The following is a 24807-nucleotide window of genomic DNA, read 5'->3' as shown; positions in this document are numbered from 1 at the left end:
GCGCCGGCAGGGCCGGCCAGGATCACGTCAGGCGCGCCAACGCCAACGGGCCAGGGCCTTGATGACTTTCATCCAGAGTTTGCGGGTGACCACCACGATGGCGTTTCCAGAAGGGGATTGAGAAGCGTCGGGCAACGTTATCCCAGCGGCCGGATCCAGGCAACCGGGAATTAGCGTGCGCAAATCGTCGATCACCAGCGCCGGGGACTCCTCGGCGATCGGCCGCCCGTGGTTGTAACCGTAGGTGAGGCCGACGCACTTGACCCCCGCCGCTTTCGCCGCCAGCACATCGCTGCGCGAGTCGCCGACGAACAGCGACTGCGAGGCCGGGATGCCGGCCATCTTCATGACGAAGAACAGCGCCGCCGGGTCCGGCTTCTTCTGCGGGAGGGTGTCGCCGCCGATGATCCACTTGAAGTAGCGGCCGATCTTCATCTGGTCCAGCAGCGGCGCGACGAAACGCTCCGGCTTGTTGGTGATCAGGGCCATGGCCACGCCCTGCTTGTGCAGCCATTTGAGGGTGTCGCGCACGCCGGGGTAGACCACGGTCAGCTCATGGCTGGCGCCGTAGGCCTCCATGAAGACCTCCAGCGCCCGCTCGGCCTCGGCGTCGTCCACCGCCGAATGGTCCAGACCGCCGGCCAGCGCCCGGCGCACCAGCACCGGCGCGCCGTTGCCGACCCATTCGCGCACCGCCTCAAGGCCAGCAGGCTCGCGGCCGAGGGTGAGCAGCATGTTGTCCACAGCGGCCGCCAGGTCAGGAACCGAATCGATCAGCGTGCCATCCAGATCGAACATCACCAACCGCGGCAGTTGCCCCGGGAACAGCTGCTCAAAACCGCTCATGGACGGGCCGACGCCAGTTCGGAACGCATCTTGTCGATGACTTCCTTGTAGTCCGGCGCGTTGAAGATCGCCGAGCCGGCCACGAAGGTGTCGGCGCCGGCCGCGGCGATCTCACGGATGTTGTTGACGTTGACGCCGCCGTCGATCTCCAGGCGGATGTCGCGGCCCGACGCGTCGATGATCGCCCGCGCCTCGCGCAGCTTGTCGAGGGTGGCGGGAATGAACTTCTGCCCGCCGAAGCCTGGGTTGACGCTCATCAGCAGCACCATGTCGACCTTGTCGATCACGTACTTGAGCACGTCCAGCGGGGTGGCCGGGTTGAACACAAGGCCCGACTTGCAGCCGCCTTCGCGGATCAGCTGCAGCGAACGGTCGACGTGCAGCGAGGCTTCCGGGTGGAAGGTGATGTAGGTGGCGCCGGCCTCGATGAAGTCGCCGACGATGCGGTCCACCGGGCTGACCATCAGGTGCGCGTCGATCGGTGCGGTGACGCCGTACTTGCGCAGCGCCGCGCAGACCATCGGGCCGATGGTCAGGTTCGGCACGTAGTGGTTGTCCATGACATCGAAGTGAACGAAGTCGGCGCCGGCGGCCAGGACGTTGTCCACTTCCTCGCCCAGGCGGGCGAAGTCGGCGGAGAGAATCGACGGAGCAATTACGAAGGGCTGCATGACGCACCTTTTCTGAGCCAAATCACGATGGCGCGCATTGTAGCCTCATGCTTTGGCGCGCGCACCGTGACCGCGATGATTGGGTTGTGCCATGACGGACGGCCGCCGCGCCTCAGTAGGCTGCGCGGTAGATCTTCTCGATGTCGGCGGCACTGAGCCGGCGCGGGTTGTTGCGCATCAGGCGCTCGATCCCGGCGGCCTCCACGGCCATGGCCGGGATCGCCTCCTGCGTGACGCCGACGCTGCGCAGCCCCGCCGGAACCTCCACCGCCGCGCACAGCTCGGCCATGGCCTGCACGGCCTTGTCCGCCGCTTCGTTGAGGCTCAGGCCGGCGGTCTTCACCCCCATGGCTTCGGCGATATCCTGCATCCGCTCGACGCAGGCCATCTTGTTCCAGGTCATGACATGGGTCAGCAGCAACGCATTGCTCAGGCCATGGGCGACGTTGAAGCGCCCGCCCAGCGGGTAGGCCAGCGCATGCACCGCGCCCACCCCGGCATTGCCGAACGCCATGCCGGCCATCAGGCTGGCGGTGGCCATGTCTTCCCGGGCCAGCAGGTTGGCGCCGTTGGCGTAGGCCTTGGGCAACGCCTTGGCGATCAGCCGGATCGCGCCGATGGCCAGGGAATCGGTGATCGGCGAGGCATTGACCGACAGGTAGGATTCGATGGCATGCACCAGGGCATCGATGCCGCTGGCGGCGGTGACGCCGCGCGGGCAGGTCAGGGTCATCTGCGGGCTGACCAGCGCCACGTCCGGCAACAGGTAGTCGCTGACGATGCCCTTTTTCAGCTGCGCGGCCTTGTCCGAGAGGATCGCGACGTTGGTGACCTCCGAACCGGTGCCGGCGGTGGTCGGGATGGCGATCAGCGGCGGCCCCTTGCGCGGCACCTGGTCGACGCCGAACAGGTCCTCCAGCGCCCCGTGGTAGCCGGCGTACGCCGCGACGCTCTTGGCGATGTCGATGGCGCTGCCGCCGCCCAGGCCGATCAGCCCGTCGTGCCCGCCCTCGCGGTAGGTGCGCATGCAGTCCTCGACGATGGCGGTTTCCGGATCCGGCTGCACCCGGTCGAAGATCTCGTAGTCGCGCCCGCCCATCTGCGCCAGCGCCAGCGCCACGGTGCCGGACTTGACCAGCGCGGCGTCGGTGACGATCAGCGGGTTGTCGACATCCAGCCGCGTCAGTTCCGCCGCCAGTTGCTCGATGGCCCCGGCGCCGGTGATCAGTTTGTGAGCGATCTTGAACGAGGAAAGACTCATTGTGCGCAGCCTCTTATAGATATGGGAGCTGAGCACAAGCGTAGCTGGGGATTCGGGGTTGTCTGCCATTCAGCGCATGAATGGCCGCCGCGCGGATGCCATCGCCAGCAGGCTGGCTCCCACAATGTTGGCTGCGTTGAATGCGGATGCCGTATCCAGCGAGTATCCCTGTGGGAGCCAGCCTGCTGGCGATGGCGCCGGTGAAGGCGCCGCAAGACAGTGGCTCCCGCAGTGGATGGGACGGCCTCAGACCTGGGTGGTACGCAGTTTCTCGCTGCGCCCGCGCAGCCATTCCAGGGTCAGCAGCAGGATCACCGAAAAGGCGATCAGCAGCGTGGCGGCGGCGGCGATGGTCGGGCTGAGGTTTTCGCGGATGCCGCTGAACATCTGCCGGGGCAGCGTCGCCTGCTCGGGGCCGGCGAGGAACAGGGTCACCACCACCTCGTCGAACGACGTCGCGAAGGCGAACAGCGCCCCGGAGATCACCCCCGGCGCGATCAACGGCAAGGTCACCCGGCGGAAGGTCACCAGCGGCGAGGCGCCGAGGCTGGCGGCGGCGCGCACCAGGTTGTGGTTGAAGCCCTGCAGGGTCGCGGACACGGTGATGATCACGAACGGCACCCCCAGCACCGCATGCACCACGATCAGCGAGAAGAAGCTGTTGCCCAGCCCCAGCGGCGCAAAGAACAGGTAGCTGGCCACGCCGATGATCACCACCGGCACCACCATCGGCGAAATCACCAGCGCCATCACCAGCGACTTGCCGGGGAAGTCCCCGCGGGTCAGGCCGATGGCCGCCAGGGTGCCGAACACCATCGCCAGCACGGTCGCGGCCGGGGCGACGATGATGCTGTTCTTGAGCGAACGCATCCATTCGGCCGAGGCGAAGAAATCGTGGTACCACTGCAGCGAGAAGCCCTGCAGCGGGTACACCAGGAAACTCCCCGAGTTGAACGACAGCGGCACGATCACCAGCACCGGCAGGATCAGGAACAGCAGGATCAGGCCGCAGAGGATCCGCAGGCTGTAGAACCACACCCGTTCGACGGGCGACATGTAAGGACTCAGCATCTCGGTATTCCCCTTAACCCAGGCGCAGGCGGCTTGCGCCCACCAGCCAGCTGTAGATCAGATAAAGCACCACGGTGGCCAGGAGCAAGAGCCCGCCGAGCGCGGTGGCCATGCCCCAGTTGATGCTGGTGTTGGTGTAGAACGCGACGAAGTAGCTGACCATCTGATCGTTCGGGCTGCCCAGCAGCGCCGGGGTGATGTAGTAGCCGATGGCGAGGATGAACACCAGCAGGCAACCGGCGCCGACGCCGGCGTAGGTCTGCGGGAAGTACACCCGCCAGAAGCTGGCGAACGGATGGCAGCCGAGGGAAATCGCGGCGCGCATGTAGGTCGGCGAGATGCCCTTCATCACGCTGTAGATCGGCAGGATCATGAACGGCAGCAGGATGTGCACCATCGAGATGTAGACCCCGGTGCGGTTGAACACCAGTTCCAGCGGCTTGTCGATGATGCCCATGGCCATCAGCGCGCTGTTGATCAGGCCGCCCGACTGCAGCAGCACGATCCACGCGGCGACCCGCACCAGGATCGAGGTCCAGAACGGCAGCAGCACCAGGATCATCAGCAGGTTGCTCTGGCGCGACGGCAGGTTCGCCAGCAGGTACGCCAGCGGATAGGCCAGCACCAGGCAGATGCCGGTGATGACCAGCCCCATCCAGAACGTGCGGGCGAAGATGTCCAGGTAGATCGCCTGGTCCGGGGTGGCCGGGGCCAGTTCGCCGAGGTCGTCGATGCGGTGATCGACCGCCGCCAGCAGGTAGAACGGGGTGAGGCTGCTGGTGTTGCGCTTCACCGCTTGCCAGTAGGCCGGATCGCCCCAGCGTTCGTCGAGGCCTTCCAGCGCTTCTTTATAGGAGGCGGGTTCGGTGGCGAACGGCAGGCCCCGGGCGGTTTTGGTCAGCAGGCTGCGGTAGCCGGCCAACTCCATGTTCAAGCGCTTGGACAGATCGCCCAGCGTCTGATTCTTGCGGGCCTCGGCGAGGTCTTCGCCGGCCGCCTTGTAGACCGCTTCGGCGGGCAGGCCGCGGCCGTCCCAGCCGGCGATGGCCGCCACGGTGCGCGGCATGCCGCCGACCACTTCCGGGTTGCCGACGCTCTTGTAGAGCAGCGCCACGATCGGCACCAGGAACACCAGCAACAGAAACAGCACCAGCGGCGCGATCAGCGCCTGGGCCTTCCAGCGGTTGACCCGCTCGGCGTGCTTGAGCCGCTGCTTCAAGGTGGGGCTGTTGCCCTCGTTCAGGGGAACGGCGATGGCCATGACGTACTCCGCAAATCTTCAGGATCGGTAATGTGGGAGCGAGCCTGCTCGCGAAGAGGTCAGCACGTACAACTTTCAGGCTGACCGGACGAGCGCTTTCGCGGGCAGGCTCGCTCCCGCAGGAGTGGGGGCGAACCCACCCCTGCGGGGCGTGTTACTTCGCTGCCCAGGAGTTGAAGCGCTGCTCCAGCTGCTCGCCGTTGTCAGCCCAGAAGCTGACGTCGATCTGCACCTGGTTGGCGATGTTTTCCGGGGTGGTCGGCATGTCCTTCAGGACATCCTTGGCCAGCAGCGGCACTGCCTGGGTATTGGCCGGACCGTAGGCGATGTTTTCCGAGTAGGTCTTCTGCTGCTGCGGCTGCACCGAGAACGCGATGAACTTCTTCGCCGCTTCCGCGCGGGCCTTGTCCAGGCCTTTCGGGATGGCCCAGGCGTCGAAGTCGTAGATGCCGCCGTTCCATACGACCTTGAGGTTGGATTCCTTCTGCACCGCCGCGATCCGGCCGTTGTAGGCCGAGCTCATGACCACGTCACCGGAGGCCAGGTACTGCGGCGGCTGGGCGCCGGCTTCCCACCACTGGATGTTCGGCTTCAGCTCGTCCAGTTTCTTGAAGGCACGATCCTGGCCGTTCTTGCTGGCCAGCTCCTTGTAGACGTCCTTGGGCGCGACGCCGTCGGCCATCAGAGCGAATTCGAGGGTGTACTTGGCGCCCTTGCGCAGGCCGCGCTTGCCCGGGAATTTCTTGGTGTCCCAGAAATCGGCCCAGCTGGTCGGTGCGGTCTTGAGCTTGTCGGCGTTGTAGGCCAGCACGGTCGACCACACGAAGAAGCCGACGCCGCACGGCTGGATCGCGCCCTTGACGTAGTCTTCGCCCTTGCCGAACAGCGCAGGGTCGAGCTGTTCGAACATGTCTTCGTCGCAACCGCGGGACAGTTCCGGCGACTCGACCTCCACCAGGTCCCACGACACGCTCTTGGTGTCGACCATGGCCTTGACCTTGGCCATCTCGCCGTTGTACTCGCCGGCGACGATCTTGCCGTTGCCCGCCGCTTCCCACGGGGCGTAGAAGGCTTTGACTTGCGCGGCCTTGTTCGCACCGCCAAACGACACCACCGTCAGGTCGGGACCTGCGGCCATGGCGCTTGCCGCACCCATCAGGCCCAGGGTCAGGGCGGTGAACTTCAGGGATCTCAACATTTATTGTTCTCTCCACGTGCAGGTTGGTGTTGGTGTTGCGGGGGCGATCAATGCGCCTCTTGAAGAGGGTCGAGCGCGCGGACGTGCTCGACCTGCCAGCCGAGCGGCACCACGTCGCCGACGCTGAGCGCAGGATCGAGCTCGGCGATCGGCTGTTTCACGAAGAAGTCGGTCTTGCCGCAGACTTCCAGGCGCACCCGGACGTGGTCGCCCAGGTAGATGAATTCGGCCACCCGTCCGGAGAAGCGGTTGACGCAGCGGTCGCTGGAGCCGTTGAGGCTCACCCGCTCCGGACGGATCGACAGGGTCACCGGCTCGCCGCTCTGGCCGACGTTGACCGCCAGCGCCTCGACCTTCTCCCCGCGGCCGAGCTCGACCACGCAGCGCTCACCGTCCTGGCTGACCAGTCGGCCGTGGAGGCGGTTGTTCTCGCCGATGAAGTTGGCGACGAAGGTGTTCTTCGGCTCTTCGTAGAGGGTGCGCGGCGGCGCGATCTGCTGGATCTCGCCCTGGTGGAACACCGCGACGCGGTCAGACATGGTCAGGGCTTCGCCCTGGTCGTGGGTCACGTAGACCACGGTCACGCCGAGGCGCTGGTGCAGGTGCTTGATCTCCATCTGCATGTGTTCGCGCAGCTGTTTGTCGAGGGCGCCCAGAGGTTCGTCCATCAGCACCAATTGCGGCTCGAACACCAAGGCGCGGGCCAGGGCCACACGCTGCTGCTGGCCGCCGGACAACTGCCCCGGATAGCGTTGGGCGAACGCATCGAGCTGCACCATGCCCAGGGCCTTCTTCACCTTGTCGGTGACGTCGCTCTTGTTCAGGCCGCGCACGGTCAAGGGGAACGCCAGGTTCTCGGCCACGGTCATGTGCGGGAACAGGGCGTAGTTCTGGAACACCATGCCGATGTCGCGCTTGTGCGGCGGCACGTTGTTGATCGCACGGCCCGCCAGCAGGATTTCCCCGGCTGTCGGCGTCTCGAAGCCGGCGAGCATCATCAGGCTGGTGGTCTTGCCCGACCCGGACGGCCCGAGCAGGGTCAGGAACTCGCCTTTGCGGATGTCCAGGTTGAGGTCTTTGACGATCAGGTTCTCGCCGTCGTAGCTCTTCTGCACTCCACGAAAGCTGACCAGCACATCGCTGGCCCCTGCGTTTGTTTCGACCTGGCTCATACCCGCACCTTTGTTGTTGATGACTGCTGTGGGCTTAAGCCTAGTGGCTGTCCCCAGCCGCGCAAATCGGGGTGCAGGAGAGATTCGCCTCAGCCGGATGGAAGGTTGGGGGTAGGGATCGCCCTACAAGGATGGCGCGTTTGGGCAAATGCAGCGGCACGCTTGCAGCTACGTGCCGCCAGTGCGGGCAGGGGCCGTGTCGCGGATGGATATGCCGACACCTTTCCTTGTGGGAGCGGGCTTGCCCGCGAAAGCGTCGGACCTGCCAGCATGGGTGTTGAATGTGACGGCCCCTTCGCGGGCAAGCCCGCTCCCACAGGGTTCTACAGTGACCGCAAACGTTGCGTTCAACCAAACCCCCTGTGGGAGCCAGCCTGCTGGCGATGGCGGCCACAGGGCAACGGCAAAGGTCAGAGCAGCTTGTGTTCCATGGCGTACTTCACAAGTTCAGCGAGGGAGGTGATGTTGAGCTTCTGCATCAGCCGCGCCTTGTGGGTGCTGATGGTCTTGCTGCTCAAGGCCAGTTGTTGGGCGATGTCGTTGACGTTGGCGCCCTGGGCCAGGCGTTCGAACACGGAGAATTCGCGCTCCGACAGCAAGGAATGCAACGGCCGGGCATCGGTCAGGCCGACTTCGAAGACCATGCGGTCGGCCAGTTCCGGGTCGATGTAGCGCCCGCCCGCCGCGACCTTGCGGATGGCGGTCAGCAGCAGCGACGGGTCGCTGTCCTTGGTGGCGTAGCCGGCGGCGCCGACCTTCAGCGCCCGGGCGGCCATCTGCGCCTCGTCGTGCATCGACAGCACCAGGATCGCCGGCGGGTTGTTCAGCGCACGGATCCGCGGAATCGCCTCCAGGCCGTTGACGCCCGGCATCGAGATGTCCAGCAGCACCACCTCGCACGGCACGTTGCGCAGGGTGTCGAGCAACTGTTCGCCATTGCTCGCCTCCCCCGCCACCTGCAGGTCCTTGGCCAGGCCGATCAATTGCTTGATGCCCTCGCGCACGATGGTGTGGTCTTCGGCTACCAGTACACGGATCACGTCGCTCTCCATTCTTGTTGTTTCAGAGCCCATTTCATTCGCGGACAAGGCGCCGCACCGTCAGGCCTCATTCACCGGCACCCGCACCACCAGGCTGGTGCCCTCTCCCGGCTCGCTGTCGAGCTGCAGGCTGCCGCCCATGATCAACACCCGCTCGCGCATGCCCACCAGGCCGAACGATGTCGGCCGGCCGGCTGCGGCGACAAATCCTACGCCATCGTCACTGACCGTCAGACACAGTTCGTCGCCTTCAAGGGCCAGCGTCACTTCCACAGTATGCGCCTGGGCATGGCGCATGACATTGGTCAGCGCCTCCTGGAGGATCCGGAACAGGCCGACGGCCTTGGCGTCGCTGAGGGCCGGCAGGTTGTCCGGCACTTGCACCAGGCACGGGATCTGGGTGCGCGCCTCGAAGCGCCGGGCCTGCCACTCGATGGCCGACGCGATCCCGGCGTCGAGGATCGGCGGGCGCAGCGCCGTCGCCACGTCGCGCACCAACTGGAACAGCTGGGCGATCAGGCGCTTCATGCTGTTCAGGCGTTCGTGCAGGCCAGGGTCGAGCTGCGCGTAGGCCAGTTCGCACATCGATGTCTCCAGTTTCAGCACCGTGAGCATTTGCCCCAGCTCATCGTGCACTTCCCGGGCGATGCGCGCCTTTTCCTCTTCGCGCACGCTCTCAAGGTGCGCCGACAGTTCACGCAGCTGCTCGCGGGAAGCCGCCAGCTCCAGTTCGATGCGCTTGCTTTCGCTGATGTCCCAGACGATGCCGTCCCAGACGTAGGCACCGTCCTCCAGTCGACGGGTGATCGCCTTGATCTCGGCCCAGCGCTGCTCGCCCTGGCGGGTGAGGATGCGGCCCTGCCACGACCAGTCGCTGTCGGTGTCCAGGGCGCGGTCCTGGGTCTGGTGATAGCTGGCCCGGTCATCCGGATGCACCAGGCTGCGCAGGCCCATGTCGCGGTGGGCGATGGCGGCCGGGGCGTAGCCCACCAGGGTCTCGCTGCCTTCGCTGATGTAGGCGAAATCGATTTGCCCGGTCACCGGCGCCCGCTCCAGCCGGAACACCAGGCCCGGCACGTTGGCAGCGATGCCCTTGAGCCGCGCTTCGCTTTCCTGCAAGGCCGCCAGGGCCCGGCGGCGTTCGGTGACGTCGGTGAGGTAGACCACCAGGTACTCGCTGTCGCGGAACCTGAGGAAACTCAGCGACACATCCGCCGGCAGCACGCTGCCGTCGGCCCGCACGCACAGGCTTTCGAAGCTCAGCGGTTCTTCCTCGCGGGTCCTGGCGCGCTTCCACAGGTTCAGCCAACGATCCATGTGCAGGCCCGGTTCGAAGTCGATCAGGGGACGCTCGATGATCCCGCCCGGCGGATAGCCGAGCATGGTCTCCGCCGCCCGGTTGGCGTAGCGCACATGGCTGTCCCAGTTGACCCAGAGGATGCCGACGGTGCTTTGGTCGATGGAGAACTGGGTCAGGCGCAGGGCCTCTTCGCTGGCGGCGCGCAGGGCGATGTCCTCCCGTGCGGCCAGCAGGCGCTGTTCGAGGCTGTGCTGCTGGCGCCGCTGCCAGGCCACCAGGGCCGCGCAGATGAGCAGCAGCACCGCGAACAGCAGGCTCAGGTTCTGCCAGAACCCCGGCGACTCCGTCAGCCGCGGATACTTGGGCTGCAGCCAGCGGCTGTGCAGACGCTCCAGATCCTTGGCCGGAACCGACCGCAGCGCGCTTTCGACAATGCCGGCCAGCTCCGGCCAGTCCCGGCGCGTGGCCACCCGCAGCAATTGCGGCAGGCCGATGTCGCCGACCACCACCAGACCGGAGAACTCCGGCTCCACCGACAGGCGCCCCAGCTGCGCCTCGTCGACCACCGCGTAGCCGGCCTGCTGGCTGAGCAGCAATTGCAGGGCCTGACGCTCCATCGGCACGCCTTGCAGGTTGAGGTGCGGGTAGTTGCTGCGCAGATAGTCCGCCGTCACGCTCGGCATGCGCACGGCGACGCGGGTCTGGCTGTCGAGCTTCTCCAGCTCCACCGTGCCGCCGGCCTTCTGGTCGCTGACCACCAGTTGCGGCACGCGCATGTACGGATCGGAGAACTGCCACAGGCGCAGCGCAGCCGGCGTCTGGGTCAGGCCCGGCGCGATGTCGATCTCGCCGTCCTGGGCGGCGGCCTCCAACTGCGCCAGGTCAGGGAAGTTACGCCAGGTCAGTTCGACGTCGAGGGCCTTGGCCAGCCAGTTCATCAGGTCGACGTTGGGCCCGGACAACCGCTGCAGGCGCCGGTCGTACTGCGCATACGGCGCCTGCAGCACCAGGCCGACCCGCAACTCGCGGTGCTGCGCCAGCCATTGCCGCTCGCCGGTTGTCAACTGCGCGGCATGGGCCGTGGGCGCAGGCGCGGCCCAGCCCATCAAGGGAAACCACAAACAGCCGATAACCCACAGGCAGCAAAATCGCATCATCGAAGTCTCGTACACTGACAAATTCTGACCAACCCATTAGGCTGCCGGGATACTTTCTGGCCTGGAATAACCGATGCCCCCTGTCTACCGCCTGGCAATGCCAGCATTGTGCCTGTCGCTGATCCTGCCTTGTGCGTTTTCTGTCGAAGCCGCCGATCCGGCCCCTGCCGCCCAGGCAGAACAACCTGCCGGCGAGAAGCCGGCCGAACGCCAGCCACTGCCTGAGCGTAGTCAGGAAGAGTCGGCGGCACTCGAACGCAAGGTTCCGGCGCAGGAACAGCAGCAGTTGCAGGCCGGCGGCGACAGTTTCCTCGCCCTGTGGAAACCCGCCAATACCGCTGAACCCAAAGGTGCGGTGATCATCGTCCCCGGCGCCGGCGAAACCGCCGACTGGCCCCAGGCGATCGCGCCGCTGCGGCAGAAGCTGCCGGATGCGCAGTGGAGCAGCCTCAGCATCACCCTGCCGGACCTGCAAGGCGACGCCATCGCGCCGCGCACCGCCGAAGCGCCGGCGGCGCCGAAAGCCGCCGATCCCGGCAGCAAGGACTCCACCACCGCCGAGCCGATCGAACAGGCCGCCGGCGGCGAGGCCGAGGTGGCCGACAAGGTCGTCGCCGAAACCACCGAAGAGCAGGCCAAGGCCGACGCCGAGCGGATCTTCGCCCGCATCGACGCCGCCATCGCCTACGCCGAACAGCAGAGCGCCCGCAGCGTCGTCGTGCTCGGCCACGGCACCGGCGCCTATTGGGCGGCGCGCTACCTGAGCGAACGGCAGACCGCGCAAGTGGAAAAACTGGTGATGGTCGCCGCCCAGGCACCGCTCAAGGCCAAGCCTGAGCTGGCGGAACTGACGCCGACCCTGAAACTGCCGACGGCCGACCTCTACTACATGGACAAGGCGCCGGACCGCAACGCGGCTCTGGAGCGCCTGCAAGCCAGCAAACGCCTGAAGACCTCGGCGTTCAGCCAGGTGGGGCTCAAGGCGCTGCCGGACAAGAAGGCCGAGCAGGAACAACTGTTCCGTCGGGTGAAGGGCTGGCTGAATCCGCAGAGCGCGGACTGAGAGAACCCGTCGAACCCATCGCGAGCAGGCTCGCTCCTACAGTTTGAACACGGTCAACTGTAGGAGCGAGCCTGCTCGCGATTCGACTGATCCAAACACCCCGGAACACCGTGCCTAGCGAAAATCCCGCCGTTCACGGATCAAGGTGTAGGCGGTGTGCAGTTCGCGGGTCTTCTCCGTGGCTTCACGCACTTGCGCAGGCGTCGCGCCGCTGCCGGCGACCTTGTCCGGGTGATGGCGGCTGAGCAGCCGCCGGTACGCCCGCTTGATCTGCGCCGGCTCGCTGGTCGCCGACACCCCGAGCAGGCGCATCGCTTCCTGATAGCTCACCGCCGCACTGACGATGGGCCGCTTGTGCGGCTCGTAGTCCGCCGCCAGCGCCTGCACCTGATGCGTCGTCCAGCCCAGCCACTTGCCCCACTGCGCCAACAGTTCGCGCTCGCTCACGCCGGCCCGGCCGTCGGCCCAGACCATCCGCCAACACGCGCGCAGCACGCCTTCGGCCGCATGGGGCTGGGCCCCCAGCCGCCGCAGATAGCTGCGCAGGTTGTCGTTGCCGGACTTGCCGCGGTTGAACGCGGCGATCGCCCGGCGCTGGGCCGGTTCGCCCATGTCCAGCGCACGCATTTCGTGGCGCGCCTGCTGGATATGCCCGTCGGTGACGCGCCCGTCGCTCTTGGCCAGACGCCCCAGCAGCACGAACAGCAATTCATCGTTGCGCAGCATCGGCCTGCCGCCGAGCCGTTCGCGCAAATGTCCCCAGCTCTGCAGGTGCAGGCGCCGATCCAGCGCTTGCCCCAACAACGCCCCAAGCATGGCCCCCGGAATGCTGGCGATCGCAAAACCCGCTCCGGCTCCAATCAGAGTCCCTGGCCACAACATATCAACGGCTCGCTTCTATCAGTTTTTCGGCTTCGGCCAGACGTTCATGGGTGCCGACATCCACCCACTGCCCCTTCAGCCGTTCGCCCGTCACCTGGCCGCGCGCCATGGCGTCGCGCAGCAGCGGCGCGAGCTTGAACGCGCCCGCCCCGCAGCCGTCGAACAGCTGCGGGTGCAGGACGGCGATGCCGCTGTAGGTCAGGGTCCGCGCCTGTGGCTGTCCATCCTGGACACGCCCGTTGTCGAGGACGAAATCGCCGGCCGGGTGATGGGCCGGGTTGTCCGCCAGCACCAGGTGCGCCAGACCGGCGATCGGCTGATGCAGCACGCTGAAGTCGTAGTCCGTCCAGATGTCGCCGTTGACCACCAGGAACGCCTCGTCGCCCAGCAGCGGCAACGCCCGGAATATCCCGCCGCCGGTCTCCAGCGGCTCGCCTTCCGGCGAATAGCGGATGCGCACGCCGTAGCGCGAGCCGTCGCCCAGGTAGTCCTCGATCTGCTGGCCGAGCCAGGCGTGGTTGATCACGATGTCATCGAAACCGGCCGCCGCCAGGGCGTGCAGGTGGTACTCGATCAGCGGGATGCCGCCGGCGCGCACCAGCGGCTTGGGGGTGGTCAGGGTCAGCGGGCGCATGCGCTCGCCCTTGCCTGCCGCCAGAATCATCGCCTTCATGCATTCACCCCGGCACGCAGGCTGACGAGCAGCGCCTGCAACGGCTCAAGCTCCGGACGGCGGGCGATCACTTCATCTATATAGGCGAAGAAGCGCGGCACATCGGTCAGGTAGCGCGGCTTGCCGTCACGGTGGCAGATGCGGGCGAAGATGCCGATGACCTTGAGGTGGCGCTGCACCCCCATCAGGTCGCTGGCACGCAGGAACGCCTCGAAATCCGGCTGCACCGGAATGTTCAGCGCCGAGGCCTGTTGCCAGTAGCCATGCAGCCAGCCGCGCACACGCTCCGGCGGCCAGCTGAGGAAGGCATCCTTGAACAGGCAGGTCACGTCGTAGGTCACCGGGCCGTACACGGCGTCCTGGAAATCCAGCACGCCGGGGTTCGGCTCGCTGAGCATCAGGTTGCGCGGCATGTAGTCGCGGTGCACCAGCACCTTGGGCTGGGCCAGGGCGCTGTCGATCAGCAGCTCGCTGACCTGCTGCCACTGCCGTTGCTGGGCCGGATCGAACTCGATGCCCAGCTCGCGCTTGACGTACCACTCCGGGAACAGCTCCAGCTCGCGCGTGAGCAAAGCGACATCGTAACTGGGCAGCGGCGCCACCATCGGCAACTGCTGAAACGCCAGCAGCGCCTTCAGGGCATCGTCGAAAAGCGCGTCGGCGTTGTCGCTGCCGATCACGTCCAGATAGGTCTTGTTACCCAGGTCATTGAGTAAAAGGAAGCCGCGTTCCAGGTCCTGCGCATAAATTTTCGGCACGTTGATGCCGGATTTGGCCAGCAGAAACGCGATATCCACGAAGGGTTTGCAGTTTTCCTGGGGCGGCGGGGCGTCCATCACGATGAAGCTGCGCCCGGCGCCTTCCCAGCGGAAATAACGGCGGAAACTCGCGTCGCTGCTGGCCGCGGTCAAGGTGGCCGGGGGGACGGCGCCCCACTGCTGCTCGGCGAAAAGCGTCGCCAGCTGTTCGTCGAGCCAAACTTTCAGGTGTTGCAAGCGTACATCTTGGTCAGGCATTGCAAGGGTCTCCGACGGCGCTAGCCGTCAAGCGGGTCATGCTTTATTATCCAGCATCTTTTTCAGACCATCGAGAGGCGTGCGGCCCACACCGCGGGCAGATGGCACGCAGGAAGCCCGGACTAATAAGATGGCATTGAAATCCCCCGCGTTTCGTAAAAAATTTCCGTTGTTGATGACCGGCAGCCTGCTGGCCATGCAACCTCTGGCCAGTTCCTTCGTCACCGCGGCCGAGCAGTATGACTGCTCCGTCTCGGAGTCGGGCGGCTGGGCCTGTGCGCCCAAGTCCACGGCCGCTGCCTTGCCGCCGCGTCCGGTGCATGACGGCAGCGCCGTCAGCGCCGCCGGCGAAGCGCCGGCCGAAAGCGGCGCCAGCCAGGACACCGGCCCCAAACCCGTGCTCGTCACCGAGTCCAAGGGCCGTGGCCTGAAATCCCGCAGCGAAGACTACAGTCACCTCGACTGGGTGCCGCGCGAGAAGCTCACCGCCGCCCAACTGGCCGAGACAGGTCCTTACTGCTCTGGTTCCTATATCGAACCGATTCGTCCTGGCATGAATGACAAGACGAACAAAAGTGACGCACCGACCTTCATCGGCGCCAAGGCCTCCCGCTACCAGCAGGATTCGCAGGTCGCGAGCCTGGCCGGCGACGTGGTCATGCGTCAGGGCAGCATGCAGGTCGAGGCCGACGAGGCCAACCTATACCAGGCCGAGAGCCGCGGCGAACTGGCGGGCAACGTGCGCATCCGCGACAACGGCGCGCTGATCGTCGGCGACCACGCCGACGTGCAGCTGGACACCGGTGAAGCGAAGGTCGACAACGCCGAGTACGTGATGCACAAGTCGCGCATCCGCGGCAACGCGCTGTACGCCAAACGGGCCGAGAACGCGATCATCCGCCTCAAGGACGGCACGTACACCACGTGCGAACCGAACAGCAACGCCTGGCAGCTCAAGGGCAACAACATCACCCTGAACCCGGCCACCGGCTTCGGCACCGCGACCAACGTGACGCTGCGGGTCAAGGACATTCCGGTCCTGTACACCCCGTACATCTACTTCCCGATCGACGACCGCCGCCAGTCGGGCTTCCTGCCGCCGAGCATCGGCACCAGCAGCGACACCGGCTTCATGCTGGTCACCCCGTACTACTTCAACCTGGCGCCGAACTACGACGCCACGTTGTACCCACGCTACATGGCCAAGCGCGGCTTGCTGATGGAAGGCGAGTTCCGCTACCTGACCAAGTCCAGCGAAGGGCAGTTCGGTGCGGCGTACCTCAATGACGAGGACACCGACCGCAGCAAGCAGACCGACTACCAGAAGAACCGGTACATGTACAACTGGCAGCACAAGGGCGGTCTCGACTCCCGCGTGTTCACCCAGGTCGACTACACCAAGATCAGCGACCCGTACTACTTCCAAGACCTGGAAACCGACCAGATCGGCGTGAAGAGCGCCGACTACGTGAACCAGCAAGGCTCGGTCACCTACCGCGGCGACAGCTACACCGCCCGGTTGAACGCCCAGGCTTACCAACTGGCGACCGTGTCGAACATCACGCCGTATGACCGCCTGCCGCAGATCACCTTCAACGGCCAGCTGCCTTACCATCCGGAAGGCCTGGACTTCGACTACGAGACGGAGCTGGTTCGCTTCGACCGTGACCTGAAGAACGGCAACTTCGTGAACGAGGACGGCAGCGTCGAAAGCCGTCTCGACAACAACGTTACCGGCCTGGCCCGCGCCAACGGCGACCGCCTGAACCTGAAGCCGGGTGTCAGCCTGCCGCTGAACTGGACCTATGGTTTCCTCAAGCCATCGCTCAAGTACCAGTACACCCAGTACCAGCTGGACCTGGACAGCACCGGCAAGAACCAGATCGTGCAGCAGGAAGCGGCGGCAGCCGCTGCCGGCACCAAGTACCTCGGCGGCAAGTTCGGCAGCAACCAGAACCGCGGCGTACCGATCGCCAGCATCGACAGCGGCCTGTACTTCGACCGCGACACGTCCTACTTCGGCAAGAACTACCGCCAGACCCTGGAACCGCGCCTGTTCTACCTCTACGTACCGGAGGTCGACCAAGAGGACATCCCGGTATTCGACACCAGCGAATACACGTTCAACTATGCCTCGCTGTTCCGCGACAACCGCTTTTCCGGCGCCGACCGCGTCGGCGACGAGAACAAGCTGTCGCTGGGCGTGACCAGCCGCTGGATCGAGGACGACGGCTTCGAGCGTCAACGCATCAGCGTCGGCCAGGCCCTCTACTTCAAGGATCGCGAAGTCCAGCTGCCGGGCATCGACGCCAAGACCCGCGACGACGCGCACTCCAACGTCTCGCCGTACGCGCTGGAATACGAGTACCGCTGGAACCGCGACTGGCGCACCACCGCGGACTACAACTGGGATCCGGACAGCCGCAGCCCGCGTTCGGGCAGCGCGATGTTCCACTACCAGCCTGAAGACAACCCGAACAAGGTGGTCAACTTCGGTTACCGCTACCGCAACGACCAGGTCCGCTACGACCAGAACACCGGCAAATGGTCGGTGGGCGGCGGCGACTACGGCGTACCGGGCGATCCGAACTACGTGAAGGACTACTACAAGATCAAGCAGCACGACTTCTCGGCGATCTGGCCGATCGTGCCGCAGTGGAGCGCCATCAGCCGCTGGCAGTACGACTACAACCGCAATCGCACGCTGGAAGCCTTCGGTGGTTTCGAGTACGACAACTGCTGCTGGAAACTGCGCCTGATCAACCGTTACTGGGTGTCCTACGACGAGTTCAGTCAGCAGGCTCCGCAAAACGAAAAAGGCGACCACGGCGTCTTCCTCCAAATCGTCCTGAAAGGCCTCGGCGGTGTCGTAGGCACCAAGGTAGAGAGCTTCCTCGACAAAGGCATCCAAGGTTATCGTCAACGTGAAGACCAAGCTTTCTGATTGTCTGCGCCCGCTGATGCTGGGCGCGCTGTTCCTCGGTACTTCGGCCGGCGCCGCGGTGCAGTCCATCGATAAAGTGGTGGCCATCGTCGACAACGACGTGGTCATGCAGAGCCAGCTGGACCAACGCGTCCACGAGGTGCAGAAAACCATCGCCAAGCGCGGCGGCGGCCTGCCGCCTCCGGGCGTGCTGGACCAGCAAGTGCTGGAACGCCTGATCGTCGAGAACCTGCAACTGCAGATCGGCGAACGCTCCGGCATCCGCATCACCGACGAAGAGCTGAACCAGGCCGTAGGCACCATCGCCCAGCGCAACAACATGACCGTGGACCAGTTCCGCGCCGCGCTGTCCCGCGACGGCCTGTCCTACGACGAAGCCCGCGACCAGATCCGCCGCGAGATGGTCATCAGCCGCGTGCGTCAGCGCCGTGTGGCCGAACGCATCCAGGTGTCGGAACAGGAAGTGAAGAACTTCCTGGCCTCGGACCTGGGCAAGATGCAGCTCTCCGAAGAGCTGCACCTGGCCAACATCCTGATCCCGACCCCGGAAAGCGCCAACTCCGAAGCGATTCAGAGCGCCGCCCGCCAGGCCATGGACGTTTACCAGCAGCTCAAACAAGGCGCCGACTTCGGCCAGATGGCCGTGGCCAAGTCCGCCAGCGACAACGCGCTGGAAGGCGGCGACATGGGCTGGCGCAAGGCCGCCCAGCTGCCGCCGCCGTTCGACCGCGAACTGAGCAGCATGTCGCCGGGCGAAATCACCCAACCGGCCCGCACCCCGGGCGGCTTCATCATCCTGAAGCTGCTGGAGAAGCGCGGCGGCGAAGGCCAGGTGCGCGACGAAGTGCATGTGCGCCACATCCTGGTCAAGCCAAGTCCGGTCCGTGACGAGGCGAAGACCAAAGAGCTGGCCCAGTCGCTGTACAACCGCATCGAAGCCGGCGAAGACTTTGCCGAGCTGGCGAAGAAATACTCGGAAGACCCGGGTTCCGCCCTCAACGGCGGCGACCTGAACTGGATCGACCCGAACGCGTTGGTGCCGGAGTTCCGCGCCGTGATGGCCAAGTCCCCGCAGGGTCAGCTGTCCAAGCCGTTCCAGACCCAGTACGGCTGGCACGTGCTGGAAGTCCTTGGCCGCCGCGCCACCGACAGCACCGCCCAGGCGCGGGAGCAGCAAGCGATGACCGTGCTGCGCAACCGCAAGTACGACGAAGAGCTGCAGACCTGGCTGCGTCAGATCCGTGACGAAGCCTACGTTGAAATCAAACTCCCTGGCGCAGACCAGGCAGCGCAGTGAAACCCAAGCGTTTCGCGCTGACACCCGGCGAACCGGCCGGCATCGGTCCCGACCTGTGCCTGCTGCTCGCCTCGCAGGCCCAGCCGCACCCCCTGATCGCCATCACCAGCCGCGACCTGCTCCTTGAGCGGGCCGCGCAGCTGGGGCTGGCCGTCGACGTGCTGGCCGTCACCCCTGACCACTGGCCGGACGCTCCGGCGCCGGCCGGCAGCCTGTACGTCTGGGACACGCCGCTGAGCGCCCCGGTGGTCACCGGGCAACTGGACAAGGCCAACGCCGCGTTCGTCCTCGAAACCCTGACCCGCGCCGGCCAAGGCTGCCTGAACGGCGACTTCGCCGGGATGATCACCGCCCCGGTGCACAAGGGCGTGATCAACGAATCCGGCATCGCCTTCTCCGGGCACACCGAATTCCTCGCCGACCTGACCCACACCGCCCAGGTGGTGATGATGCTCGCCACCCGCGGCCTGCGCGTGGCGCTGGTCACCACCCACCTGCCCCTGCGCGAGATCGCCGACGCGATCACGCCGCAGCGGCTGGAGCGGGTCACGCGGATCCTGCACGCCGACCTGCAAGACAAGTTCGGCATCGCCCGGCCGCGCATCCTGGTCTGCGGGCTCAACCCGCACGCCGGCGAAGGCGGCCACCTGGGCCATGAAGAAATCGACATCATCGAACCGACGCTGGAGCGTCTGCGCAGCGAAGGCATGGACCTTCGCGGCCCGCTGCCGGCCGACACCCTGTTCACCCCCAAATATCTGGAGCACTGCGACGCGGTGCTGGCGATGTACCACGACCAGGGCCTGCCCGTGCTGAAGTACAAAGGCTTCGGCGCAGCGGTCAATGTGACCCTGGGCCTGCCGATCATCCGCACCTCCGTCGACCACGGCACCGCCCTGGACCTGGCCGGCAGCGGCCGGATCGACACCGGCAGCCTGCAGGTCGCCCTGGAAACCGCCTACCAGATGGCCGAGACCCGTTTATGACCGAGCAATACCAACACAAGGCGCGCAAACGCTTTGGCCAGAACTTCCTGCACGATGCGGGCATCATCGACCGCATCCTGCGCGCCATCCACGCCAAGCCCGAAGACCGCATGCTGGAGATCGGCCCGGGCCAGGGCGCATTGACCGAAGGCCTGCTCGGCGCCGGCGCCCAGCTCGACGTGGTCGAGCTGGACAAGGACCTGATCCCGATCCTCAACAGTCAGTTCGCCGGCAAGAGCAACTTCAACCTGCACCAGGGCGATGCGCTGAAGTTCGACTTCAACACCCTCAACGCCGCGCCGAACACGCTGCGGGTGGTGGGCAACCTGCCGTACAACATCTCCACCCCGCTGATTTTCCACCTGCTGGACAACTCGCACCTGATCCGCGACATGCACTTCATGCTGCAGAAGGAAGTGGTCGAGCGCCTGGCCGCAGGCCCCGGCGGCGGCGACTGGGGTCGCCTGTCGATCATGGTCCAGTACCATTGCCGGGTCGAACATCTGTTCAACGTCGGCCCCGGCGCGTTCAACCCGCCGCCGAAGGTCGACTCGGCCATCGTCCGCCTGGTGCCCCACGCCGTGCTGCCGCACCCGGCCAAGGATCACCGGCTGCTCGAGCGCGTGGTGCGCGAGGCGTTCAACCAGCGCCGCAAGACCCTGCGCAACACCCTCAAGCAACTGCTCACCAGCGCCGAGATCGAAGCGGCGGGCGTCGACGGCAGCCTGCGTCCCGAGCAACTGGACCTGGCGGCGTTCGTACGCCTGGCCGACCAGCTCGCCGAGAAACCCCAGCAGCCGCCCAAGGCCGACTGACGGCGTCATCGGGCAACCGCCGCGCTGGTCTGTTGCCCGATACTTGCCTAGACTGAATCCCCATCAGCCGCACCCCTGCGTTGCGCTTCGCTCTTAAGGCCTTTTGCATGTCCGATCCCCGTTATCAGGTCGACGTCAGCGTGGTCACCCGCTACCTGGCAGACCAATCGCAACCCGAGCACGACCGCTTCGCCTTCGCCTACACCATCACCGTGCAGAACAACGGCGACCGGCCGGCCCGACTGATGTCGCGGCACTGGGTCATCACCGATGGCGACGGGCATGTCGAGGAAGTCCGCGGCGCCGGCGTGGTGGGCCAGCAACCGCTGATCGAAGCGGGCCAGAGCCACACCTACAGCAGCGGCACGGTGATGACCACCCAGGTCGGCACCATGCAGGGCTCCTACGAAATGGTCGCCGACGACGGCAAGCATTTCGACGCCGTCATCAAGCCTTTCCGCCTCGCCGTGCCCGGAGCCCTGCACTGATGGCGACCTACGCCGTGGGCGACCTGCAAGGCTGCCTCGAACCGCTCAAGTGCCTGCTCCGCCAGGTCGCCTTCGACCCGGCGCTGGACCGTCTGTGGCTGGTGGGCGATCTGGTCAACCGCGGCCCGCAGTCCCTGGAGACCCTGCGCTACCTGTACGGGCTGCGCGACTCGCTGGTGTGCGTGCTGGGCAACCATGACCTGCACTTGCTGGCCGCCGGCCAGAACATCGAGCGCATGAAGAAGAGCGACACCCTGCGCGAGATCCTCGAAGCCCCCGACGGCCCCGAGCTGCTGGACTGGCTGCGCCGGCAGAAGCTGATGCACTACGACGAGCGGCGCGAGATCGCCATGGTGCACGCCGGGATCCCGCCGCAGTGGTCGCTGCGCAAGGCGCTCAAGTGCGCCGAAGAGGTCGAGTCGGCCCTGCGCGACGACAACCTGTTCCCCGCCTACCTGGACGGCATGTACGGCAACGATCCGGCGAAATGGGACAACAGCCTCAAGGGCGTGACGCGCCTTCGGGTGATCACCAACTATTTCACCCGGATGCGTTTCTGCACCCCCGAGGGCAAGCTCGACCTCAAGAGCAAGGAAGGCCTGGACACCGCCCCGCCCGGCTACAAGCCCTGGTTCCAGCACAAGGAGCGCCGGACCCGCGGCCTGCGGATCATCTTCGGCCATTGGGCGGCGCTCGAAGGCATCGTCCACGAGCCCGGCATCTGCGCCCTCGACACCGGTTGCGTGTGGGGCGGCAGCCTCACCCTGATGAACGTCGACAGCGGCGAGCGCCTGTCGTGCAAATGCGACGACCACGGCAACGCCCTGCCGACCGTCGCCCCCCTTATCCCCCACTCCACGTCAGCCAGCGCCCCGCGCTAGACTGCGTCACCCGCCGGACCACAGGAACCCGCCATGAGCGAATTCAAACGCATCCCCCCGGAACAGGCCAAGGCCCTGCGCGAGCAAGGCGCCGTGGTGGTCGACATCCGTGACCCGCAAGCCTTCGCCAGCGGGCACGTCACCGGATCGCACCACCTGGACAACCACTCGGTCGCCGACTTCATCCGCAACGCCGACCTCGACGCCCCGACGGTGGTGGTCTGCTACCACGGCAACTCCAGCCAGAGCGCGGCCGCCTACCTGGTGGGCCAGGGCTTCTCCGACGTGTACAGCCTGGACGGCGGCTTCGAGCTGTGGCGTGCGACCTATCCTTCGGAAACCGCCCAAGGCGCCGCCGAATAATTTTTTTGCGACCTGCAAGCCCCGGCTCCCGCGGGCTTGCACGGTGGCGGACGAACGGTCTGCCACAACTAATTACGCATCTCGCCTTTACCTCGCCAATTCCCAACTATCCTTAAGCCCAGGCCATCCAAAACAGGGGAGAGCCGGTACACCGGCGCACGGGTCATCGGGAGTAGCTTTCGCGGTTGTCGGCGCGGAAGAGTTCTGGGGGGTAAACAACAGCTGCTCAAGCGGCTGCTTGCCAGCATCGACTGAGTGATCCGGCGTCGGCTCCACGTATCGAGCGAGGTGACGTCATGAGTATCTTTAGCCACTTCCAACAACGCTTCGAGTCCACACGCCAGGAAGAATTCTCGCTGCAGGAATACCTGGAACTGTGCAAAAAGGACCGCAGCGCCTACGTTTCCGCCGCCGAGCGTCTGTTGCTGGCCATCGGCGAACCCGAGCTGCTCGACACCTCGACCAATTCGAGGCTGTCACGCATCTTCTCCAACAAGGTGATCCGCCGCTATCCGGCCTTTGAGGACTTCCACGGGATGGAAGAATGCATCGACCAGATCGTGTCGTACTTCCGCCATGCGGCCCAGGGCCTGGAAGAGAAGAAACAGATCCTCTACCTGCTCGGCCCGGTGGGCGGCGGCAAGTCGTCCCTGGCCGAGAAGCTCAAGCAACTGATGGAGAAGGTGCCCTTCTATGCCATCAAGGGCTCGCCGGTGTTCGAATCGCCCCTGGGGCTGTTCAACGCCACCGAAGACGGCGCGATCCTCGAAGAGGACTTCGGCATCCCCCGCCGCTACCTGAACACCATCATGTCGCCCTGGGCGACCAAGCGCCTGGCCGAGTTCGGCGGCGACATCAGCCAGTTCCGCGTGGTCAAGCTGTACCCCTCGATCCTCAACCAGATCGCCGTGGCCAAGACCGAACCGGGCGACGAGAACAACCAGGACATCTCCGCGCTGGTGGGCAAGGTCGATATCCGCAAGCTGGAGGAATTCCCGCAGAACGACGCCGACGCCTACAGCTATTCCGGGGCGCTGTGCCGGGCCAACCAGGGCCTGATGGAATTCGTCGAGATGTTCAAGGCGCCGATCAAGGTGCTGCACCCGTTGCTGACCGCCACCCAGGAAGGCAACTACAACAGCACCGAAGGCCTGGGCGCGATTCCGTTCACCGGGATCCTGCTGGCCCACTCCAACGAATCGGAGTGGCACACCTTCCGCAACAACAAGAACAACGAAGCCTTCATCGACCGGATCTACATCGTCAAGGTGCCTTACTGCCTGCGGGTCAGCGATGAGGTGAAGATCTACGACAAGCTGCTGTTCAACAGCTCCCTGGCCCGGGCCCACTGCGCGCCGGACACCCTCAAGATGCTCGCGCAGTTCACCGTGCTGTCGCGCCTCAAGGAGCCCGAGAACTCCAACATCTACTCGAAGATGCGCGTGTACGACGGGGAAAACCTCAAGGACACCGATCCGAAGGCCAAGTCGATCCAGGAATACCGCGATGCGGCGGGCGTCGACGAGGGCATGAACGGCCTGTCGACCCGGTTCGCCTTCAAGATCCTGTCCAAGGTGTTCAACTTCGACCCGCACGAGATCGCTGCCAACCCGGTGCACCTGCTCTATGTGCTGGAACAGCAGATCGAACAGGAACAGTTCCAGGCCGAGACCCGCGAACGCTACCTGCGCTACCTGAAGGAGTACCTCGCCCCGCGCTACATCGAGTTCATCGGCAAGGAGATCCAGACCGCCTACCTCGAGTCCTACAGCGAGTACGGCCAGAACATCTTCGACCGCTACGTGCTGTACGCGGACTTCTGGATCCAGGACCAGGAATACCGCGATCCGGAAACCGGCGAGATCCTCAACCGCGTCGCCCTCAACGAGGAACTGGAAAAGATCGAGAAACCGGCCGGCATCAGCAATCCGAAGGATTTTCGCAACGAGATCGTCAACTTCGTGCTGCGTGCCCGCGCCAACAACAACGGCAAGAACCCGACCTGGCTCAGCTACGAGAAACTGCGGGTGGTCATCGAGAAGAAAATGTTCTCGAACACCGAAGACCTGCTGCCGGTCATCAGCTTCAACGCCAAGGCCAGCAAAGAGGACCAGCAAAAGCACAACGACTTCGTCACCAGGATGGTCGAACGCGGCTACACCGACAAACAGGTACGGCTGCTCTCCGAGTGGTACCTGCGGGTCAGGAAATCACAGTAACCCGCGGCCGGTCAGACCGGTTGTCGTCAGCCCGGGGCCTGTGTGCGCATTTTCTGTTACACAGGCCTCAGGAAGGTGTTCCAAAGGCGGTAGCGGGGTTCAGGCAGCACCCAAAGCGCTTGGGGGAGCGTGTACGTCCCTTGGCATTCGGTTCAATGCTGCATGAGCGCTCGGCCCTTTGCAGGACAGCTTCTAAGGAGCAG

The 24807-nt window shown here is 65.4% G+C and carries 21 protein-coding genes; 9 read left to right on the top strand and 12 right to left on the bottom strand.

Annotated features, from left to right (window positions below):
* Positions 1-27 precede the first annotated feature (27 nt).
* The 9 genes from CAG41_RS03540 to CAG41_RS03500 all read right to left on the bottom strand — a co-directional run bounded on the left by CAG41_RS03540 (position 28) and on the right by CAG41_RS03500 (position 10977).
* On the bottom strand, positions 28-846 hold the full coding sequence (locus CAG41_RS03540; protein ID WP_085629932.1) for a phosphoglycolate phosphatase: 819 nt from the start codon (positions 844-846) through the stop codon (positions 28-30).
* Positions 843-1517 carry a ribulose-phosphate 3-epimerase gene (rpe, locus tag CAG41_RS03535; protein WP_085586240.1) on the bottom strand — a complete coding sequence of 225 codons (675 nt, stop codon included), beginning with the start codon at positions 1515-1517 and terminating at the stop codon, positions 843-845. The genes CAG41_RS03540 and rpe overlap by 4 nt, the downstream gene beginning before the upstream one ends.
* A 112-nt stretch (positions 1518-1629) precedes the next feature.
* A complete protein-coding gene (locus CAG41_RS03530) occupies positions 1630-2778 on the bottom strand; it encodes an iron-containing alcohol dehydrogenase (RefSeq protein ID WP_085706706.1) in 1149 nt (382 codons plus the stop codon).
* 246 nt (positions 2779-3024) lie between these two features.
* Entirely contained in the window at positions 3025-3849 is an 825-nt protein-coding gene (locus tag CAG41_RS03525; RefSeq protein WP_085586244.1) for an ABC transporter permease, read from the bottom strand.
* A gap of 13 nt (positions 3850-3862) precedes the next feature.
* Positions 3863-5110 (bottom strand): ABC transporter permease, encoded by a 1248-nt coding sequence (locus CAG41_RS03520; RefSeq protein ID WP_085586246.1) that lies wholly within the window; start codon positions 5108-5110, stop codon positions 3863-3865.
* 154 nt (positions 5111-5264) lie between these two features.
* Entirely contained in the window at positions 5265-6308 is a 1044-nt protein-coding gene (locus CAG41_RS03515) for an ABC transporter substrate-binding protein (protein ID WP_085586248.1), read from the bottom strand.
* Between the two features lie 47 nt (positions 6309-6355).
* Positions 6356-7480, bottom strand: a complete 1125-nt coding sequence (locus CAG41_RS03510) for an ABC transporter ATP-binding protein (RefSeq protein WP_085586250.1) — start codon at positions 7478-7480, stop codon at positions 6356-6358.
* A gap of 410 nt (positions 7481-7890) precedes the next feature.
* The gene (locus CAG41_RS03505; RefSeq protein WP_170929946.1) at positions 7891-8532 is read right to left on the bottom strand and encodes a response regulator transcription factor; all 642 of its coding nucleotides are present in this window, start codon (positions 8530-8532) and stop codon (positions 7891-7893) included.
* 48 nt (positions 8533-8580) lie between these two features.
* Positions 8581-10977 carry a PAS domain S-box protein gene (locus tag CAG41_RS03500; protein WP_085636818.1) on the bottom strand — a complete coding sequence of 799 codons (2397 nt, stop codon included), beginning with the start codon at positions 10975-10977 and terminating at the stop codon, positions 8581-8583.
* Positions 10978-11050: 73 nt separating this feature from the next.
* Between CAG41_RS03500 and CAG41_RS03495 the strand changes: the two genes are divergently transcribed.
* The gene (locus CAG41_RS03495) at positions 11051-12040 is read left to right on the top strand and encodes an alpha/beta hydrolase family protein (RefSeq protein WP_085586254.1); all 990 of its coding nucleotides are present in this window, start codon (positions 11051-11053) and stop codon (positions 12038-12040) included.
* 114 nt (positions 12041-12154) lie between these two features.
* Here the strand turns inward: CAG41_RS03495 and CAG41_RS03490 are convergent, their stop codons facing one another.
* Genes CAG41_RS03490 through CAG41_RS03480 form a run of 3 tightly spaced genes read right to left on the bottom strand, consistent with a single transcriptional unit; the run spans position 12155 to position 14611 of the window.
* Entirely contained in the window at positions 12155-12922 is a 768-nt protein-coding gene (locus CAG41_RS03490; protein WP_085629938.1) for a TerB family tellurite resistance protein, read from the bottom strand.
* 1 nt (position 12923) lies between these two features.
* On the bottom strand, positions 12924-13595 hold the full coding sequence (gene murU, locus CAG41_RS03485; RefSeq protein ID WP_085586258.1) for an N-acetylmuramate alpha-1-phosphate uridylyltransferase MurU: 672 nt from the start codon (positions 13593-13595) through the stop codon (positions 12924-12926).
* A complete protein-coding gene (locus CAG41_RS03480) occupies positions 13592-14611 on the bottom strand; it encodes an aminoglycoside phosphotransferase family protein (RefSeq protein ID WP_085586260.1) in 1020 nt (339 codons plus the stop codon). The genes murU and CAG41_RS03480 overlap by 4 nt, the downstream gene beginning before the upstream one ends.
* A gap of 130 nt (positions 14612-14741) precedes the next feature.
* Here CAG41_RS03480 and CAG41_RS03475 point away from each other — a divergent pair, with 130 nt between their 5' ends.
* The 8 genes from CAG41_RS03475 (at position 14742) to CAG41_RS03440 (ending at position 24604) form a co-directional block, all read left to right on the top strand.
* Positions 14742-17555, top strand: coding sequence for an LPS-assembly protein LptD (locus tag CAG41_RS03475; RefSeq protein WP_085636824.1), 2814 nt, complete (start codon positions 14742-14744; stop codon positions 17553-17555).
* Positions 17536-18852 carry a peptidylprolyl isomerase SurA gene (surA, locus tag CAG41_RS03470; RefSeq protein ID WP_139831412.1) on the top strand — a complete coding sequence of 439 codons (1317 nt, stop codon included), beginning with the start codon at positions 17536-17538 and terminating at the stop codon, positions 18850-18852. The genes CAG41_RS03475 and surA overlap by 20 nt, the downstream gene beginning before the upstream one ends.
* Entirely contained in the window at positions 18849-19838 is a 990-nt protein-coding gene (pdxA, locus tag CAG41_RS03465) for a 4-hydroxythreonine-4-phosphate dehydrogenase PdxA (RefSeq protein ID WP_085657163.1), read from the top strand. The genes surA and pdxA overlap by 4 nt, the downstream gene beginning before the upstream one ends.
* The gene (gene rsmA / locus CAG41_RS03460; protein WP_085586268.1) at positions 19835-20653 is read left to right on the top strand and encodes a 16S rRNA (adenine(1518)-N(6)/adenine(1519)-N(6))-dimethyltransferase RsmA; all 819 of its coding nucleotides are present in this window, start codon (positions 19835-19837) and stop codon (positions 20651-20653) included. The genes pdxA and rsmA overlap by 4 nt, the downstream gene beginning before the upstream one ends.
* Before the next feature lie 107 nt (positions 20654-20760).
* On the top strand, positions 20761-21141 hold the full coding sequence (gene apaG / locus CAG41_RS03455) for a Co2+/Mg2+ efflux protein ApaG (protein ID WP_085586270.1): 381 nt from the start codon (positions 20761-20763) through the stop codon (positions 21139-21141).
* Positions 21141-22022 carry a symmetrical bis(5'-nucleosyl)-tetraphosphatase gene (locus CAG41_RS03450; protein WP_085706705.1) on the top strand — a complete coding sequence of 294 codons (882 nt, stop codon included), beginning with the start codon at positions 21141-21143 and terminating at the stop codon, positions 22020-22022. The genes apaG and CAG41_RS03450 overlap by 1 nt, the downstream gene beginning before the upstream one ends.
* Before the next feature lie 33 nt (positions 22023-22055).
* On the top strand, positions 22056-22385 hold the full coding sequence (gene glpE / locus CAG41_RS03445) for a thiosulfate sulfurtransferase GlpE (RefSeq protein WP_085586274.1): 330 nt from the start codon (positions 22056-22058) through the stop codon (positions 22383-22385).
* A gap of 296 nt (positions 22386-22681) precedes the next feature.
* Complete coding sequence (locus CAG41_RS03440; RefSeq protein ID WP_085586276.1) at positions 22682-24604, top strand: PrkA family serine protein kinase; 1923 nt, start codon at positions 22682-22684, stop codon at positions 24602-24604.
* Positions 24605-24807 lie beyond the last annotated feature (203 nt).

The organism is Pseudomonas sp. B35(2017) (genome assembly GCF_002113645.1).
Classification (GTDB): domain Bacteria; phylum Pseudomonadota; class Gammaproteobacteria; order Pseudomonadales; family Pseudomonadaceae; genus Aquipseudomonas; species Aquipseudomonas ekonensis.
Note: the sequence above shows the minus strand (reverse complement) of the source record. Positions and strands in the feature narration are given on the sequence as shown.

Bases quoted from the DNA above. Each gene is read 5' to 3' on its own strand.
- CAG41_RS03525 (WP_085586244.1), bottom strand. From the start codon at position 3,849: ATGCTGAGTCCTTACATGTCGCCCGTCGAACGGGTGTGGTTCTACAGC.
- CAG41_RS03530 (WP_085706706.1), bottom strand. From the start codon at position 2,778: ATGAGTCTTTCCTCGTTCAAGATCGCTCACAAACTGATCACCGGCGCC.
- glpE (WP_085586274.1), top strand. From the start codon at position 22,056: ATGAGCGAATTCAAACGCATCCCCCCGGAACAGGCCAAGGCCCTGCGC.
- CAG41_RS03500 (WP_085636818.1), bottom strand. From the start codon at position 10,977: ATGATGCGATTTTGCTGCCTGTGGGTTATCGGCTGTTTGTGGTTTCCC.
- CAG41_RS03540 (WP_085629932.1), bottom strand. From the start codon at position 846: ATGAGCGGTTTTGAGCAGCTGTTCCCGGGGCAACTGCCGCGGTTGGTG.
- CAG41_RS03440 (WP_085586276.1), top strand. From the start codon at position 22,682: ATGAGTATCTTTAGCCACTTCCAACAACGCTTCGAGTCCACACGCCAG.
- CAG41_RS03495 (WP_085586254.1), top strand. From the start codon at position 11,051: ATGCCCCCTGTCTACCGCCTGGCAATGCCAGCATTGTGCCTGTCGCTG.
- CAG41_RS03520 (WP_085586246.1), bottom strand. From the start codon at position 5,110: ATGGCCATCGCCGTTCCCCTGAACGAGGGCAACAGCCCCACCTTGAAG.
- CAG41_RS03475 (WP_085636824.1), top strand. From the start codon at position 14,742: ATGGCATTGAAATCCCCCGCGTTTCGTAAAAAATTTCCGTTGTTGATG.
- CAG41_RS03490 (WP_085629938.1), bottom strand. From the start codon at position 12,922: ATGTTGTGGCCAGGGACTCTGATTGGAGCCGGAGCGGGTTTTGCGATC.
- CAG41_RS03480 (WP_085586260.1), bottom strand. From the start codon at position 14,611: ATGCCTGACCAAGATGTACGCTTGCAACACCTGAAAGTTTGGCTCGAC.
- CAG41_RS03510 (WP_085586250.1), bottom strand. From the start codon at position 7,480: ATGAGCCAGGTCGAAACAAACGCAGGGGCCAGCGATGTGCTGGTCAGC.
- rpe (WP_085586240.1), bottom strand. From the start codon at position 1,517: ATGCAGCCCTTCGTAATTGCTCCGTCGATTCTCTCCGCCGACTTCGCC.
- murU (WP_085586258.1), bottom strand. From the start codon at position 13,595: ATGAAGGCGATGATTCTGGCGGCAGGCAAGGGCGAGCGCATGCGCCCG.
- CAG41_RS03515 (WP_085586248.1), bottom strand. From the start codon at position 6,308: ATGTTGAGATCCCTGAAGTTCACCGCCCTGACCCTGGGCCTGATGGGT.
- CAG41_RS03505 (WP_170929946.1), bottom strand. From the start codon at position 8,532: ATGGAGAGCGACGTGATCCGTGTACTGGTAGCCGAAGACCACACCATC.
- rsmA (WP_085586268.1), top strand. From the start codon at position 19,835: ATGACCGAGCAATACCAACACAAGGCGCGCAAACGCTTTGGCCAGAAC.
- apaG (WP_085586270.1), top strand. From the start codon at position 20,761: ATGTCCGATCCCCGTTATCAGGTCGACGTCAGCGTGGTCACCCGCTAC.
- CAG41_RS03450 (WP_085706705.1), top strand. From the start codon at position 21,141: ATGGCGACCTACGCCGTGGGCGACCTGCAAGGCTGCCTCGAACCGCTC.